Here is a 16,421-nt window from a genome sequence, read left to right as displayed (position 1 = left end):
TTACACCAGCACCCGCTCCAGCGTCCGCGTCACCCCCACATCCCGCAAACTATTGCAGCACCACTCGAACGCCGCGACAAACTCCGCCGAGCGGGAAATGGCTGTACCAAAAATCTCTTCAACCTCCAGCAACCGCTGGGTGATCAATACATCGTCGGCCACCAACGCCTGACAGAACGCCGCCCGTGGATCCGGGATCGAGTAGGTGTCGCCGTTCTCGTCCACGCCCTTCAAGTACAAGGCCCATGCCGCCACCACCAACGCCGCACGCCTGGTCTCGCGGCCATCGGCGATCAGGCGGTTGATCGTCGGAATGGTGAACTTGGGAAACTTCGACGAACCGTCCGAACACACACGCTCCAATTGATCGGCGATTGCCTGATTGGAAAAACGCTCCACCAGCGTGTTCTTGTAGTCAGCCAGGTCAATGCCCGGCACCGGCGACAACTGCGGCGTCACGTCCAGGTCCATGTAGGCGCGCATGTAACGCACGAACAACGGGTCGTTCATGGTTTCGTGGACGAAGCGATAACCCTTCAAAAAACCCAGGTACGTGAGGGCCAGATGACTGCCGTTGAGCAGCTTGATCTTCATGTCTTCGTAGGGTGTGACGTCGTCGGTGAACTGCACGCCGACCTTTTCCCAGGCCGGGCGACCGTTGACGAATTTGTCTTCCAGCACCCATTGCACGAACGGCTCGCAGACCACCGGCCAGGCGTCGTCGACGCCATGTTTGTCCGCCAGTTGCAGGCGATGCCCGGTGCTGGTCATCGGCGTGATTCGATCGACCATGGCATTGGGGAAACTGACGTTGGCATCGATCCAGTCGCGCAACCCGACATCGAGCAATGCGGCGAACGCCAACAGGGCTTTGCGGGTAACAGCGCCGTTGTGCGGCAGGTTATCGCAAGACATCAAGGTGAACGCAGGCGTGCCCGCCGTACGGCGTTTGGCCAGTGCCGCGCAGAGAAAACCGAACACGGTTTGAGGGGCATCCGGGTTGGCCAGATCGTGCTGGATCTGCGGCAAGTGCGCCATGAACTCGCCGTTGCTGTCGTCGATGCAGTAACCACCCTCGGTGATGGTCAGCGAGACGATGCGGATCTGCGGATCGGTGAGTTTGTCGATCAGCGACTGGGCACCGTCCTCGGCCAGCAGCATGTCGCGGATGGCGCCGATGACCCGGACTTCGGTGTCGTCGGTATCACCGAGTTCGAACAAGGTGAACAGGTAATCCTGTTCTTTGAGGTCATCCCGGGCGCGGCGGTCTTCGGTGCGCAGGCCGACACCACAAATCGCCCAGTCCAGGCCTTCGCCGGTGTTCATCAGCGCGTCGGTGTAATACGCCTGATGGGCGCGGTGGAAACCGCCGACGCCGATGTGGGCGATGCCTTGGTGCGTATCGCTCAGGGCGTAGGCGGGCAGGACCACCTCGGGGGCGAGGCGGTGGAGGTTCTGTTTATTGAGTTTCATCACAAGCTCTCTGGAATCAGGCGGCAACGCGCAGTGGGCGGGTGAGCGCCACGCCGTCGGCATCGAATAAATGGCAGTGTGCGGCGTCAAGGTGCAGGCCCAGGGTTTCGCCATAACGGCTCGCCAGGTCACCGCGTACGCGCAGGGTCAGGGCTTCACCGCAAGCGGTTCGAACGTGGCAGAAGGTGTCGCTGCCCAGGCGTTCGCTGACATCGGCGGTGACTTGCAAGGTGCAGTCGCCCGGTTTGGCCAGTTCCAGATGTTCCGGACGAATGCCCAGCGTCACCGCGCCACCGACGCTCAGGTTGGCACCGCTCAGCGGCAGGCTGATGCGCGTGCCGGCGTCGAGTTGCACGTCGCAACCCTGGTCGTCAACGCGGGTGACCTTGCCTTTGAGGAAGCCCATTTTCGGTGTGCCGAGGAATCCGGCGACGAACAGGTTGGCCGGCTGGTGATAGAGGTCCAGCGGCGAGCCGACCTGCTCGATCTTGCCGCCATTGAGTACGACCACTTTGTCGGCCATGGTCATGGCTTCGACCTGATCGTGCGTCACGTAGATCATCGTCGCTTGCAGGTCTTTGTGCAGGCGCAACAGCTCCAGGCGCATTTGCACTCGCAGGGCCGCGTCGAGGTTGGACAACGGTTCGTCGAACAGGAAGATTTTCGGGTTGCGCACGATGGCCCGGCCGATCGCCACGCGCTGGCGCTGACCACCGGAGAGTTGCTTGGGTTTGCGCTCAAGCATCGGCCCCAACTCAAGGATGCGCGCCGCTTCACCGACTTTCTTTTCCACTTCGGCCTTGGGTACGCCGGCCAGATCGAGGGCGAACGACATATTCTTGCGCACGCTCATGTGCGGGTACAGGGCGTAAGTCTGGAACACCATCGCCAGGTCGCGCTTGGCCGGGCTGACTTCGGTGATGTCACGGCCATCGAGTTCGATGGTGCCGCCGCTGACTTCCTCCAGCCCGGCGATCAAGCGCAGCAATGTGGATTTGCCGCAGCCCGACGGGCCGACGAAGACCACGAATTCCTTGTCGTTCACTTCAAGGTCGATGCCCTTGATGATGGAAAAGCCTTCGAAGCCTTTTTGCAGATTCTTGATTTTCAGGTTGGCCATGATGATGGGCCTCCAACTTTTTGTTTTTTTAGAAGCAAGCTTGCTCGCGATTAATTTGCAGGCGACGCGTTCATTCAGGCAGCACGCGTCATGGTTCACGTCCATCGCGAGCAGGCTCGCTCCTACAGGGGTTCATTTCACGGCGCCGAACGACAGGCCGCGCACCAGTTGTTTCTGGCTGATCCAGCCGAAGATCAGGATCGGCGCACAGGCCAGGGTCGATACCGCCGACAACTTGGCCCAGAACAACCCTTCGGGGCTTGAGTACGAAGCGATCAATGCGGTCAGCGGCGCGGCTTTCGACGAGGTCAGGTTCAGCGACCAGAACGCCTCGTTCCAGCACAGGATCAGCGACAACAGGACCGTCGAGGCCAGGCCGCCCTTGGCAATCGGCAGCAGTACCCGGACCATTTCCTGCCACAGGGTTGCTCCGTCGAGGCGAGCGGCTTCGAGGATGTCTTTGGGGATGTCCTTGAAGTAGGTGTAAATCATCCAGACCACGATCGGCAGGTTGATTAACGTGTAAATGACGATCAGCGCGATGCGCGTGTCGAGCAGGCCAAAACTCTTGGCCAGCAGGTAGATCGGCATCAGCACGCCCACTGGCGGCAGCATCTTGGTGGAGAGCATCCACAGCAGCGTGCCTCTGGTGCGCTGGGTTTCGTAGAACGCCATGGAGTAGGCCGCCGGCACCGCGATCAGCAGGCACAGCGCCGTGGCGCTGAAGGAAATCACCACCGAGTTCCAGGCGAAACTGAAGTAATCGCTGCGTTCATTGATGTGCAGGTAGTTTTCCAGCGTCGGCGTAAAAATGAACTGCGGCGGCGTGGCGAAGGCATCGATTTCGGTCTTGAAACTGGTCAGCACCATCCAGAAGATCGGAAAGAAGATCACGATCGCGATGGCCCAGGCCAACGTACCGAGCAGCAGGCTTTGCAGGCGACGGGATTGTTGAAGAGTCATGGCAGGCCTCAGGCTTTGTCTGTCAGGTTTTTGCCGATCATCCGCACTAGCACGATGGCCGCGATGTTGGCGATCACCACCGCAATCAAACCGCCTGCGGACGCCATGCCCACGTCGAACTGCACCAGTGCCTGGTTGTAGATCAGGTAGGCAAGGTTGGTCGAGGCATAGCCGGGGCCGCCGTTGGTGGTGGTGAAGATTTCGGCGAACACCGAGAGCAGGAAGATGGTTTCAATCATCACCACCACCGCAATCGGCCGCGCCAGGTGCGGCAGGGTCAGGTGCCAGAAAATCGCAATCGGCCCGGCGCCATCGAGGCGTGCGGCTTCTTTCTGTTCCTGGTCGAGGGACTGCATGGCGGTCATCAGGATCAGGATCGCGAAGGGCAGCCATTGCCACGAAACAATGATGATGATCGACAACAGCGGGTAATGCGCCAGCCAGTCCACCGGTTGCGCGCCGAACAGTTTCCAGACGTAGGCGAGAATCCCCGACACCGGATGGAATATCAGGTTTTTCCAGATCAACGCGCCGACCGTGGGCATGATGAAGAACGGCGAGATCAGCATGACCCGCACGATGCCGCGACCGAGAAACTCACTGGCCTCCAGCAAGGCGCTGATCAACACGCCGAACACCACGCTGATCAGCAGCACGCTGCCCACCAGCAGCAGGGTGTTGGTGGCGCCGGGCAGGAAGCCGGAATCGGTCAGGAAGTAAGTGAAGTTCTCCAGGCCGACGAACTCGTTTTCCCCCGGATTGAGCAGGTTGTAGCGTATGGCCGAGAAGTAGACGGTCATCCCCAGCGGCACGATCATCCACAACAGCAGCAGAGCCACTGAAGGGCTGACCAAAAACCAGCCGGGATTGGTCAACCGGCTTTTGCGCAGCGGTTGAGGGATTTCCATGTGAGCTTTGGCAGTTGAAGTATTCATGGTGATCAGAACCGAGTCGTACAGACCTATGGAGATCCACTGTAGGAGCGAGCCTGCTCGCGAAAGCGGTGTATCAGTCACCCACAATGTTGAATGGGAGCCCGTCATCGCGAGCAGGCTCGCTCACACGAAGGCGTGAGCGAGCAGCGGGTTACTTGGGATAACCCGCGCGCTTCATCTCTCGTTCAGTGGTTTGCTGCGCGGCGGCCAGGGCCTGGTCAACTGTGGTCTGGCCTATCAGCGCTGCGGAGAAGGATTTGCCGACCTGGGTGCCAATGCCCTGAAACTCGGGAATGGTCACCAACTGAATGCCGATGTACGGCACCGGTTTGGCGCTTGGCTTACTCGGATCGGCAGCCTTGAGCGATTCCAGCGTGACCTTGGCAAACGGTGCGGCGCTCATGTACGCATCGCTGTAGGTCGAGGCCCGGGTGCCTGGCGGTACGTTGGCGATGCCGTCGGTTTTGGCGACCAATTCGCCGTACTCCCTGGACGTGGCCCAGGCGCTGAAGGTTTTCGCTGCGTCCTTGGCCTTGGAGCTGGTCGGGATCGCCAGAGCCCAGGAATACAACCAGGCTGAGCCTTTGTCGGTGACTTCATGCGGCGCGTAAGTGAAGCCGACGTAATCGCTGACCTTGCTCTGGGTCTTGTCGGTGACGAACGAACCGGCGACGCTGGCATCGACCCAGATCGCGCATTTGCCGCTGTTGAACAGCGCCAGGTTTTCGTTGAATCCATTGCTCGACGCGCCCGGCGGGCCGGATTTCTTCATGGTGTCGACGTAGAAGTTCAGCGCGTTTTTCCACTCGGGACCATTGAATTCCGGTTGCCACTTTTCATCGAACCAGCGTGCGCCATAAGCGTTGGCGACAGTAGTGATCAGGGCCATGTTCTCGCCCCAACCGGCCTTGCCGCGCAGGCAGATGCCGTACTGTTCCTTGTCTTTGTGGGTGAGTTTGCCGGCGAATTCGCTGATCTGCGTCCAGGTCGGGCGCTCGGGCATGGTCAGGCCGGCGTCCTTGAACAGGTCGGTGCGGTAATAGGTGATCGAGCTTTCAGCGTAGAACGGCAGGGCGTACAACGTGCCTTTCACCGAAAGCCCTTCACGAACCGACGGGAACACGTCGTCGAGGGCATAACTGGCCGGCAAGTCCTTCATGGGCTCCAGCCAACCTTTGGCACCCCACAATGCCGCTTCGTACATGCCGATGGTCAGCACGTCGAACTGCCCGCCCTGGGTAGCGATGTCAGTGGTCAGGCGCTGACGCAGGACGTTTTCTTCGAGCACCACCCAATTGAGCTTGATCTCCGGATGCTCGGCCTCGAAGGTTTTCGAGAGCTTTTGCATGCGGATCATGTCGCTGTTGTTGACGGTGGCGATGGTCAGGGTCTGGGCGCCGAGGCTGACGCTGCTGAGGGTCATGCAGGTGAGGGCAAGCAGAGCTTTTACAGAAGGTTGCATCGTGCACTCCTTTTCTGCACCCGGCGGGTTACAGAAGGACAGTTATTGTTTTTGTGTCTTCCGAAGGCAGGAAGAATCTGTGCTGATTACAGCCTTCAATCGAGCACGAGACAAATCATCCATCGCACTTTGATCGATACTTTTTTGCACTGGGCTTTGAAGGCGTAGACGCAGGCAAGGGGGTTTCAGCGTGAGGGTGAGATCGGATACGTACAGGTTTCAGGGTTTGGCGCTGTACCTGGGGGAGCGAGCCTGCTCGCGATGGCGATGTATCAGGTTGATAAATGTCGCCTGACACGGCCTCATCGCGAGCAGGCTCGCTGCTACAGGGATTTTCGCTGTCAGCCCAGGTTTTGCTCGGTCAACCGCTGCACCACCAACCGCCGATAATGAGAAGGCGTCATGCCCTTGAGTTGCTGGAAGCGCCGGTTGAAGTTGGAAATATTGTTGAACCCGGACTCGAAACACACATCGGTCACCGGTTTATCGCCATCGGACAGGAGCTCGCAGGATTTACTGATGCGCAAGCGATTGACGAACTCGATGAAGTTGCGCCCGGTGGCCTGCTTGAACACACGGCTGAAGTACGTCGGCTTCATGCCCAAGTGCTCGGAGACTTCCTCCAGGGTCAAGTCGCGGGCGTAGTGGGTAAAGATGTAATCCACCGCGCGGTTGGTGCGGTCGATGTTGTGTTCGTCCGCCAATTGCGGCGTCGTCGCGCCAGACAGCAACTGGTAATCGTCAGATGCGGCGAGCAATTCCAGCAGGATAAAAAAGTGCCCGAGCCGGGTGATGCCGTTGGTATCGGCAATGCGTTGCATCAGGTCCATCGCCTTGCGGATAGTGTGTTTGCAGCGAAACTCGATGCCGTACTGCGCCCGCTCCAACAGTGGCGCCAGGGTCTTGAGTTCGGCAAACACCTGATAGCCGCTGTCGAACAACTCGTCGGTGAAGTTGACCAGCATGTCGCGCTTGGGCACCACTTCATCCTCGGCCACCTGGCTGATCCAGTTGTGGGGCAGGTTAGGGCCTGTGAGGAACAGGGTTGCGGGGTAGAAGTTGCCGATGTAGTCGCCGATGAACACCTTGCCGGAGCTGGCGACGATCAGGTGCAGTTCGTATTCCTTGTGAAAATGCCAGCGCACCAAAGGGCAAGGGAAACCGTGCTGGCGATAGATGATGGACAACCCGTTGTGGTCGTCCATCAGTTCGTAGGAAGGGTCGGTGACTCTGGCGCTTCGGGTCATGTCGGTGCACTTTTATTGTTATCGCGCTTCGATCATGCCCTCAATGGGGTGAGTAGCGCCAGCCTGCGAAATCGGGCGGTCGTACAGCGCGTGGTCAGTTATGCCAATTCCTTTTTATAAACAAGTCCACTCCATGGATCAAAGTTGACCCTTATCGACAGGGGAAAGTTATTTAGGTCGTTGTTGCGACTTTATTAAGTTTCCGGTTCGGCAGTTAATGACCCGGCGGCTATCTTCGAAAAAATTTGCATTGACTACGCTACAGTTTAGAGTCCAATGTCTCGTGCCTGGATCGAACCATTGATTAAGTTGCTCCTTGATGTTTACAGGGCCCAGGGCGAGGCTGTAACTCGTGGCGGAAAGCGACCACGGGTTAGAGCCGGTAGGTGGCCGCTGCATGACGCTATCAATGTGGGTCTCAAGTTCATTGACGCTGGTATCGCCTATCCCGCTCCAGCGATGGGCGATTTTGGTAGAAACCAGGCATAGTCCAGAGCAGGGTATGGCCCCCTAATTGATGGAGGCCGTTATTTGGTTTGAAGTGCCAGGGGTGTTTATAGTTTTATATACGCGACACGCCAAGATGGAAGGTGAAGCAAGAGATGTTTTAGCCGGTGAGGTTAGTGGCTTTGCGCTTGCTCGAATTTAAGGGTTGGATGATTCGATAACTCACAATGGATTGCGGTTTTTTGCCTCAATCCATTGCGCCATGTACTGGGTACTTTTGTGTTGATGATGACGCAACATGCTGCCGGTAAAGTTATCCCGCCGGACATTGCCCAGATTCCGTTGGCAATCTAGCAGTCGCTCGATCAGCGCCGGGCCATGGATGGACTGCTGATAACGGCTGCTCAACAAGGCTTGAGCCTGAGTCTGGGCATTCAGCCACTGGGTCTTGTCCTTGTAGAGCTGGACGGCGTCATTGGCGAACTCCCGCGCCGAACGCGTAACGGCACCGGGCCAGGGCTCATCACCGTGCATCGCTTCGGCACCCACGGGTGTTGTGACGTTGGGCGTGCCACAGAGCATTGCATCGACGATTTTGCCCTTGATACCTGCACCAAACCGTAATGGCGCCAGACACACTCGCGCCGTTGACATGACTTGCAGGGCCTCTTCCGCCCAGTTCAGCACATGAAAGCCCTGCGCCGCGTTGTGTAATGCGGTGGCCTTGGGCGGCGTGTAAGCGCCGTAGATATGCAGCTGCGCGGCCGGCAACTGCGCACGGATCAGCGGCCAGATCGTGGTTTTCAGCCAGAGCACCGCATCCCAGTTCGGCGCGTGCCGGAAGTTGCCGATGTGCAGGAAGTGCGCCCGATCCTCAAACGGTACGGGCGCATCGGTCGGTAGATCGACCATCAGCGGGCACCAGTGCAGCAGGTTGCGCGGCACCTTGAACTGTTCAACCAGCAATTCGATTTCCACTTCGGAAATCATCAGGTTCAGATCGCAACGATAGATCGCCGCGATCTCCCGTTTGGCCAGGTCCGTATCAGCCATGAACTGAAACTCTTCAGGTAACGCCGGGGCAAACAATTCGCTGAAGTCGTCGGTATCATCGCTGGCCTTCAGACGCTCCTTGAGCCGCTGATGCCGAGCGTCGCGCAGGCTCTGGAGATCGGACGTTTCGAGCACCCTTACCGCATCGGGGCAGTGCTTTTCCACGCGCCAGCCGAATTGTTCTTCCATCATGAAACGATCGAACAACACCACATCGGGGGCCAGTTCGCTGATGAACGTGTCGAAACTGCTGTTGTTCAGCTCGATAGGCACTTCGCGAATGCCCAGCGTTGTCAGGTCGGCACGGTGTTCACCGGTGCCGGCCGGGCTGCTGAAAGTGATGTCCCAGCCTTGCTGAAGGAGCGTTTCAAGGATTTGCATCATATGGCCACCGGCCGCGGAGGAGCGGGGCTCGGGCCAGACGTAACCAATGACCAGGACTTTGGTTGCGCGGGCGTGATTCATGAACGGGGATTCCTTGACGCGGGCAAAGGGCGAGGGACAAAAAGAGGATGATTAAACCACAGCGGGTTTCAGGATCTTTCGAGGATGGCTTTGACCTTATCCCGCAACTGGTCGATGGAAAACGGTTTGGCGATCATGAACATGCCATCGGGCACGTCAATGTTTTCGGCGTAACCACTGGCAAACAGGATGGGCAACTCAAGGCGCAGCATCCGTGCCTGGAGCGCCAGTTCCCGCCCGTCCATGCCCGGCAAGCCCACATCCGTCATCATCAGGTCAATGTGCTGGTCGACGTCTTTGAGAATCTCCAGCGCCTGCTCACTGCCGTCAGCCTCCAGCACCTTGAACTCCAGTTCCTCCAGCACATCGACAATCAGCATGCGCACGATGGAGTCATCTTCGACGACCAGGATGGTGGAGCCGTTGTTGGACATAGTGGGGGTCTCGATAGGGATGGGCGGTTGCCGGTTGATCGAAATCGCCGGCCCTCTTGCATGAGTAAGTGGCGGATCCCGACAAGTTCCCAATGCGCTGTAAAAAGAATAGAGAGAAGGATAACTGCTCCTTAGGCACGGGAGCAGCTGAATGTAGGACTTTGCGCGTAAATGCGTGAGAAAATTGGATCAATGCGCCAGTTTTGGGGCAAACTCCTTGGTTTTCAGCAGTTCGACAAGGCTTGACCATGACCTCTGAGTCTTCAGTTGATGAGCAGCGATTTCGTAAACTCCTGAGCCGCAACGTCGGCCTGCCGCTGGGTGTCGGTCTGGTCAGCGCCGTTTTCTTCGTGTCGCTCATCACGTACTTGCTGTCGACGATTCAGTGGGTCGAGCACACCGACCGGGTGATCAATAATGCCAATGAGGCGGTCAAGCTGACGGTTGATCTCGAAACTGGCATGCGCGGTTTCTTGCTCAGTGGCGATAACAAGTTTCTGGAACCCTATGAAACGGCAAAGCCGAGGATCGAGGTTGTCCTCAAGACCTTGCTCGAACTGACCGCCGACAACCCGGCTCAAACCGACCGCCTGCACCGGCTCGAAGCCTTGCAAGGGGAGTGGAGCGATTACGCGCAATCGATGATCGATTTGCAACGCAGCAGCGGTGATTACCGTGAGGCGGTGAAAGCCGGCCGGGGCAAACGCCTCACGGACGAGATCCGCAAGCAGTTCGAAGACGTGATCGACATGGAGCAGCAGCTGCGTACCGCGCGTAATGAAGAGGTGCGGAGCACCACGATCTGGAGCATCACCCTTTATCTATTGTTTATCGCTGCGATCAGCGGGCTGCTGGCGTATATCGGCCGCCGCGATTTGCTGAACCTGTCGCAAAGCTACAGCGTCAACCTCGCCGCGCAACAAGCCAGCGCCGAACGCTTGCAGCGCCAGGCCTGGCTACGCAATGGCCAGACTGAACTGGCCGGGCAGGTGCTGGGGCAGTTGTCGTTGAATTTGCTCGGGCGCAATATTCTTCAATTCTGCGCGCAGTACCTCGGCATCGCCGTCGCGGCAATTTATGTTCGGGAAGAGCACGGCGGCCTGCGTCGTGTTGCGTCTTACGGATTCTCCCGTGAACAGGAAGCCAGCGAACAACATATCTATAGCGAGGAAGGCATTGTCGGCCAGGTCGCGCAGCAGGCGCGGCTGATTCGTCTGGACGCTGTCCCGAGCGATTACTTCAAGGTCAGTTCCGGTCTCGGCGAAGGTTTGCCGGCCAGTGTGCTGGTGGTACCGACCAGCGACGATGACCGGGTCAATGGCGTTATCGAACTGGGTTTCCTGCGTCCACTGAACGACCGCGACGTCGAACTGCTTGAACTGATTGCCGGCAACATCGGCACGTCCATCGAAGCGGCGCGCTATCGCCAGCGCTTGCAGGAAGTGCTGGCCGAAACCCAGCAGCTCAACGAAGAGTTGCAGGTCCAGCAGGAAGAACTCAAGACCGCCAACGAAGAGCTGGAAGAGCAGTCGCGGATTCTCAAGGAGTCCCAGGCGCACCTGGAAACCCAACAGGTCGAGCTCGAACAGACCAACGAGCAATTGGCCGAACAGGCCGAGGTGCTGGCCGAACAACGCGACGCCATGGACTTGAAGAACACCGAGCTCAATCAGGCGCAGACTCAACTTGAGGAGCGCGCCGAGGAGTTGCAGCGCTCCAGCAAGTACAAGTCCGAATTCCTCGCCAACATGTCCCACGAACTGCGCACACCGCTGAACAGTTCGTTGATCCTGGCCAAGTTGCTCGCCGAGAACCCCCAGGAAAACCTCAGCGCCGAACAGGTCAAGTTCGCCGAGTCGATCTACTCCGCCGGCAATGACCTGCTCAACCTGATCAACGACATTCTCGACATTTCCAAGGTCGAGGCCGGCAAGCTGGAAATCCGTCCGGAGAACACCAGCGTCGCACGTCTGGTCGACGGTTTGCGCGGGATGTTCCAGCCATTGGCAGAAGACAAACAACTGGATTTCCAGATCGAGTTGCAGGACGGTTCGCCGGCGATGATGTTCACTGATCGCCAGCGTCTGGAGCAGGTGATCAAGAACCTGCTGTCCAACGCGGTGAAGTTTACCGAGCAAGGAAAAGTCAGCCTGAGCGTTGCCACTGCACCGAACGACGGCATTGCCTTCATCGTCCGCGATTCCGGCATCGGCATTGCCGGTGATCAACAGGAAAGCATTTTCGAAGCCTTCCGCCAGGCCGATGGCACCACCAATCGCCGTTACGGCGGCACGGGGTTGGGCTTGTCGATTTCCCGTGACCTTGCGGCGTTGCTCGGCGGCTCCATCAGTGTGTCCAGCGTGCCGGGGCAGGGCAGTGTGTTTACCCTGGTGTTGCCGCAACAGTATGTAGAGCCGGGCGAAAGCCCAATTGAGCCGCTTCGGGCGCAACCGGTAGTGACTACGCCGAGCGCTGTTGCACCTCTATTGAAACCGTTGATCGCCGAAGTCGATATCCCGCGTTTCAACGATGACCGCGCCAAGGCACCGTTCGGCACACGCTGCATCCTGGTGGTCGAAGACGAGCCCAACTTCGCGCATATCCTTTATGACCTGGCCCACGAGTTGGGTTACCAATGCCTGGTGGCCCACGGTGCCGATGAAGGCTATGACTTGGCCCGGCAGTTCATTCCTGACGCCATCCTGCTGGACATGCGACTGCCGGATCATTCCGGGTTGACCGTGCTGCAACGCCTGAAGGAACACGCCGAAACCCGGCACATCCCGGTGCATGTGATTTCGGTCGAGGACCGGGTCGAAGCGGCAATGCACATGGGCGCCATCGGTTATGCGGTCAAGCCCACCACCCGTGAAGAGCTCAAGGATGTATTTGCGCGGCTGGAAGCCAAATTGACCCAGAAGGTCAAGCGCGTACTGCTGGTGGAAGACGACGATTTGCAGCGCGACAGCATTTCCCGGTTGATCGGCGACGATGACATCGAAATCACCGCTGTCGGTTTAGCCCAAGAGGCGCTGGACCTGCTGCGCACCACGATCTTCGATTGCATGATCATTGATCTGAAGCTGCCGGACATGCTCGGCAACGACCTGCTCAAGCGCATGTCCACCGAAGAGATCTGCTCGTTCCCGCCGGTCATCGTCTACACCGGACGCAACCTGACCCGCGATGAAGAAGCCGAACTGCGCAAATATTCACGCTCGATCATCATCAAGGGTGCCCGTTCGCCCGAGCGTTTGCTGGATGAGGTGACACTTTTTCTGCACAAAGTCGAATCACGGTTGTCCCATGAACGGCAGAAGATGCTCAAGACCGCCCGCAGCCGCGACAAGGTCTTCGAGGGCCGCAAAGTGCTGCTGGTGGACGACGATGTGCGCAACATCTTCGCCCTGACCAGTGCGCTGGAGCAGAAGGGTGCAATCGTGGTCATCGGCCGGAACGGTCGTGAAGCGATTGATCGATTGAATGAAGTCGAAGACATCGATCTGGTGTTGATGGACGTGATGATGCCGGAGATGGATGGTTTCGAAGCCACCATCGAGATCCGCAAGGACCCGCGCTGGCGCAAGCTGCCGATCATTGCGGTGACGGCCAAGGCCATGAAGGACGATCAGGAGCGCTGCCTGCAGGCTGGCGCCAATGATTACCTGGCCAAGCCCATCGACCTGGATCGTTTGTTTTCGTTGATTCGTGTGTGGTTACCGAAGATGGAACGTATTTAGTGGAGCGCAATTATTCAGTCGAGCGAAACTACGAGATCGAATTGCGGTTGTTGATCGAAGCCATCTATCTCAAGTACAGCTACGATTTTCGCGATTATTCCGGCGCATCGATCAAGCGCCGGGTTACGCATGCGCTCAGCCAGTTCGAATGCAACACCATTTCGGCTTTGCAGGAAAAAGTCCTGCATGACCCGACGGCGTTCATGCAGCTGCTGCAACTGCTGACGATTCCGGTGAGTGAAATGTTCCGCGACCCCTCGCACTTCCTGGCCATCCGCCGGGAAGTAGTGCCGCTGCTCAAGACGTATCCGTCGATCAAGATCTGGATCGCCGGTTGCAGCACCGGTGAGGAGGTCTATTCGATGGCCATCCTGCTGCGCGAGGAAGGCCTGCTCGATCGCACTATCATCTATGCCACCGACATCAATCCGCGCTCGCTGGAGAAAGCCAAGCAAGGGATTTTCTCGATGGAGAATGTCCGCGCCTACACTGCTAATTACCAGCAGGCAGGTGGCCAGCGTTCGTTCGCCGACTACTACACGGCAGCTTACGGTTATGCGATTTTCGACAAGTCGTTGTGCGAGAACGTGACCTTTGCCGATCACAGCTTGGCAACCGACAGCGTGTTTTCAGAGACTCAATTAATATCGTGTCGTAATGTATTGATTTATTTTAATAAAAAACTTCAGGATCGTGCCTTCGGCTTGTTTCACGAGTCGCTGTGCCATCGTGGTTTCCTGGTGTTGGGCAGTAAGGAAACCCCGGATTTTTCGGCCTACGGCAACCAGTTCGAAGCGCTGGTCAAACACGAACGGATCTATCGCAAAACATGAACGGTGCAACTGCTTTGCCTTCCATAGAAGCAATCGTGATCGGTGCATCGGCCGGCGGGGTCGAGGCGCTGCTCAATATCCTCAGCCCGCTGCGCGAAGGTTTTGTGTTGCCGATCATCGTTGTGTTGCACCTGCCCGATGAGCGCCGCAGCCACTTGGCTGAAGTCTTCGCCCGACGTGTGTCGCTGCCGGTACTGGAAGCCGGTGACAAAACACCGGTCGTGGCCGGCACCCTGTATTTTGCAGCGCCGGGTTATCACCTGTCGGTGGAGCAGGACCGCAGTTTTTCCTTGAGTCTGGAAGATCGCCTGCACCATTCGCGGCCGGCCATCGACTACCTGTTTGAGTCCGCCGCTGATGCCTACGGCTCAAGCCTGGCGGCGGTGTTGCTGACCGGCGCCAACCGCGACGGTGCGAATGGGCTGGCGCTGGTGCAACAGCGCGGCGGCTTGACCATTGTGCAAGACCCGCAGGAAGCCCAGGTGGCAACCATGCCCCAAGCGGCGCTGGATGCTCATCAGCCTGATCACATTCTTCCTATCCGCGGCATCGGCCGTCTGCTTGTCGAGTTGGAACGAATCGCATGCTAAGTAATATCCCGGCCAAACTGCTGATCGTCGACGATCTGCCGGAGAATCTGTTGGCACTTGAAGCGCTGATCAAGCGCGAAGACCGCATCGTGTTCAAGGCGCAATCGGCTGACGAAGCCTTGTCCCTGTTGCTGCAACATGAATTCGCCATGGCCATTCTCGATGTGCAGATGCCTGGCATGAATGGCTTCGAACTCGCCGAGTTGATGCGTGGCACGGAGAAAACCAAAAACATCCCGATCGTGTTCGTCAGCGCCGCCGGCCGCGAGCTCAACTATGCGTTCAAGGGCTATGAAAGCGGTGCCGTGGATTTCCTGCACAAGCCGCTGGATATCCATGCGGTCAAGAGCAAGGTCAATGTGTTCGTCGAGTTGTACCGACAGAGCAAGGCGATGAAGCAGCAGGTCGAAGCCCTGGAGCAGAGCCGCCGCGAGCAGGAAGCGCTGCTCAAGCAATTGCAGAACACCCAGCTTGAACTGCAGCAGGCCGTGCGCATGCGCGATGACTTCATGTCCATCGTCGCCCACGAAGTGCGCACACCGCTCAATGGCCTGATTCTCGAAACCCAATTGCGCAAGATGCACCTGGCGCGGGATAACGCCGCCGCGTTTAGCCTCGACAAAATGCACGCCATGGTCGACCGCGACGAACGGCAGATCAAAAGTCTGATCCGCTTGATCGAAGACATGCTCGACGTATCGCGCATTCGCACCGGCAAGCTGTCGATCCGGCCGACGTTATTCGATCTGTCGACGCTGGTTCATGGTTTGTTACAGAATTTTGCCCAACAGATCGAGGCCGCCGATGCCTCCGTTTCCCTCGACGCCGAGCAACCGGTAATCGGCAACTGGGATGAATTCCGCATTGAACAGGTGATTTCCAACCTGCTGACCAACGCGTTGCGTTACGGTGCCAAGAGCCCGATCACCGTGAAGGTGTACAGTGAAAACGGCGAGGCGCGGGTCGAGGTCCGGGATTTCGGAATCGGCATCAGCGAAGAAAACCAGCAACGGATTTTCCAGCAGTTCGAGCGGGTAACGGCCAAACACGCCGTCGCCGGGCTGGGCCTGGGATTGTTTATTTCCGAACAGATTGTCACCGCCCATGGCGGTACCATTACCGTCGACAGCCGGATTGGCGAAGGCGCCCTGTTTCGCGTTTGTCTGCCGCTGTAGGAAAACAGCCCGATAAACGCAACCTCTGATCGACCCCACGGTCGTATCAGCAGCTAAAGACCGAACAAAGGCTTCCCATGAGTGAAGATGCACAAGACGTAGTCCTCGTTGTCGAGGACGAACCGGTTATCCTGATGGTGCTGACGGATTACCTGTCGGGGCAGGGGTATCGCGTATTACAGGCGGAAAACGGCGAGCAGGCCTTCGATATCCTGTCGAGCAAACCGCATCTGGACATGTTGATTACTGACTTCCGGCTGCCGGGCGGTATCTCCGGTGTGCAGATCGCCGAACCGGCAGTGAAACTGCGACCAGACTTGAAAGTGATTTTCATCAGCGGCTACCCGCAGGAAATCCGTGAGACCGGTAGCCCGATCACCCGCAAGGCACCGATCCTGGAAAAACCGTTCGACCTGGATGTGTTGGCGGAAATCATGGAAGAGATGCTTTCCTGATTCCCTGTAGGCGCTGCCGAAGGCGGCGA

13 protein-coding genes are annotated in these 16,421 nt (G+C 58.0%); 5 read left to right on the top strand and 8 right to left on the bottom strand.

Annotation, left to right across the window (positions count from 1 at the left end; all coding sequences use genetic code 11):
- From ACNYC6_RS00940 to ACNYC6_RS00905, 8 genes are all read right to left on the bottom strand, one after another.
- Complete coding sequence (locus ACNYC6_RS00940) at positions 1-1,473, bottom strand: mannitol dehydrogenase family protein (RefSeq protein ID WP_419710657.1); 1,473 nt, start codon at positions 1,471-1,473, stop codon at positions 1-3.
- 16 nt (positions 1,474-1,489) lie between these two features.
- Positions 1,490-2,593, bottom strand: coding sequence for an ABC transporter ATP-binding protein (locus ACNYC6_RS00935; RefSeq protein ID WP_419710656.1), 1,104 nt, complete (start codon positions 2,591-2,593; stop codon positions 1,490-1,492).
- 132 nt (positions 2,594-2,725) lie between these two features.
- Positions 2,726-3,556, bottom strand: a complete 831-nt coding sequence (locus ACNYC6_RS00930) for a carbohydrate ABC transporter permease (protein ID WP_419710655.1) — start codon at positions 3,554-3,556, stop codon at positions 2,726-2,728.
- An 8-nt stretch (positions 3,557-3,564) separates the two neighbouring features.
- Positions 3,565-4,464 (bottom strand): carbohydrate ABC transporter permease, encoded by a 900-nt coding sequence (locus ACNYC6_RS00925; RefSeq protein ID WP_419713049.1) that lies wholly within the window; start codon positions 4,462-4,464, stop codon positions 3,565-3,567.
- Positions 4,465-4,642: 178 nt separating this feature from the next.
- Entirely contained in the window at positions 4,643-5,953 is a 1,311-nt protein-coding gene (locus ACNYC6_RS00920) for an ABC transporter substrate-binding protein (protein ID WP_419710654.1), read from the bottom strand.
- 341 nt (positions 5,954-6,294) lie between these two features.
- Complete coding sequence (locus ACNYC6_RS00915) at positions 6,295-7,200, bottom strand: AraC family transcriptional regulator (protein WP_419710653.1); 906 nt, start codon at positions 7,198-7,200, stop codon at positions 6,295-6,297.
- A gap of 669 nt (positions 7,201-7,869) precedes the next feature.
- Positions 7,870-9,165 (bottom strand): glycosyltransferase, encoded by a 1,296-nt coding sequence (locus ACNYC6_RS00910; RefSeq protein WP_419710652.1) that lies wholly within the window; start codon positions 9,163-9,165, stop codon positions 7,870-7,872.
- A gap of 68 nt (positions 9,166-9,233) precedes the next feature.
- The gene (locus tag ACNYC6_RS00905) at positions 9,234-9,599 is read right to left on the bottom strand and encodes a response regulator (RefSeq protein WP_419710651.1); all 366 of its coding nucleotides are present in this window, start codon (positions 9,597-9,599) and stop codon (positions 9,234-9,236) included.
- A gap of 248 nt (positions 9,600-9,847) precedes the next feature.
- On the opposite strand from ACNYC6_RS00905, the gene ACNYC6_RS00900 reads away from it, so the two are divergent.
- The 5 genes from ACNYC6_RS00900 to ACNYC6_RS00880 all read left to right on the top strand — a co-directional run bounded on the left by ACNYC6_RS00900 (position 9,848) and on the right by ACNYC6_RS00880 (position 16,392).
- Positions 9,848-13,339: a response regulator gene (locus tag ACNYC6_RS00900; RefSeq protein WP_419710650.1), complete on the top strand. Its 3,492-nt coding sequence runs from the start codon at positions 9,848-9,850 to the stop codon at positions 13,337-13,339.
- Positions 13,339-14,172 (top strand): CheR family methyltransferase, encoded by an 834-nt coding sequence (locus tag ACNYC6_RS00895; protein ID WP_419710649.1) that lies wholly within the window; start codon positions 13,339-13,341, stop codon positions 14,170-14,172. Before ACNYC6_RS00900 ends, ACNYC6_RS00895 begins: the two co-directional genes overlap by 1 nt.
- Positions 14,169-14,762 carry a chemotaxis protein CheB gene (locus ACNYC6_RS00890; protein WP_419710648.1) on the top strand — a complete coding sequence of 198 codons (594 nt, stop codon included), beginning with the start codon at positions 14,169-14,171 and terminating at the stop codon, positions 14,760-14,762. The genes ACNYC6_RS00895 and ACNYC6_RS00890 overlap by 4 nt, the downstream gene beginning before the upstream one ends.
- On the top strand, positions 14,756-15,937 hold the full coding sequence (locus ACNYC6_RS00885; protein WP_419710647.1) for a hybrid sensor histidine kinase/response regulator: 1,182 nt from the start codon (positions 14,756-14,758) through the stop codon (positions 15,935-15,937). Before ACNYC6_RS00890 ends, ACNYC6_RS00885 begins: the two co-directional genes overlap by 7 nt.
- Positions 15,938-16,014: 77 nt before the next feature.
- The gene (locus ACNYC6_RS00880; protein WP_419710646.1) at positions 16,015-16,392 is read left to right on the top strand and encodes a response regulator; all 378 of its coding nucleotides are present in this window, start codon (positions 16,015-16,017) and stop codon (positions 16,390-16,392) included.
- Positions 16,393-16,421 lie beyond the last annotated feature (29 nt).

The organism is Pseudomonas sp. NFX224, from assembly GCF_048565165.1.
Classification (GTDB): domain Bacteria; phylum Pseudomonadota; class Gammaproteobacteria; order Pseudomonadales; family Pseudomonadaceae; genus Aquipseudomonas.
Note: the sequence above shows the minus strand (reverse complement) of the source record. Positions and strands in the feature narration are given on the sequence as shown.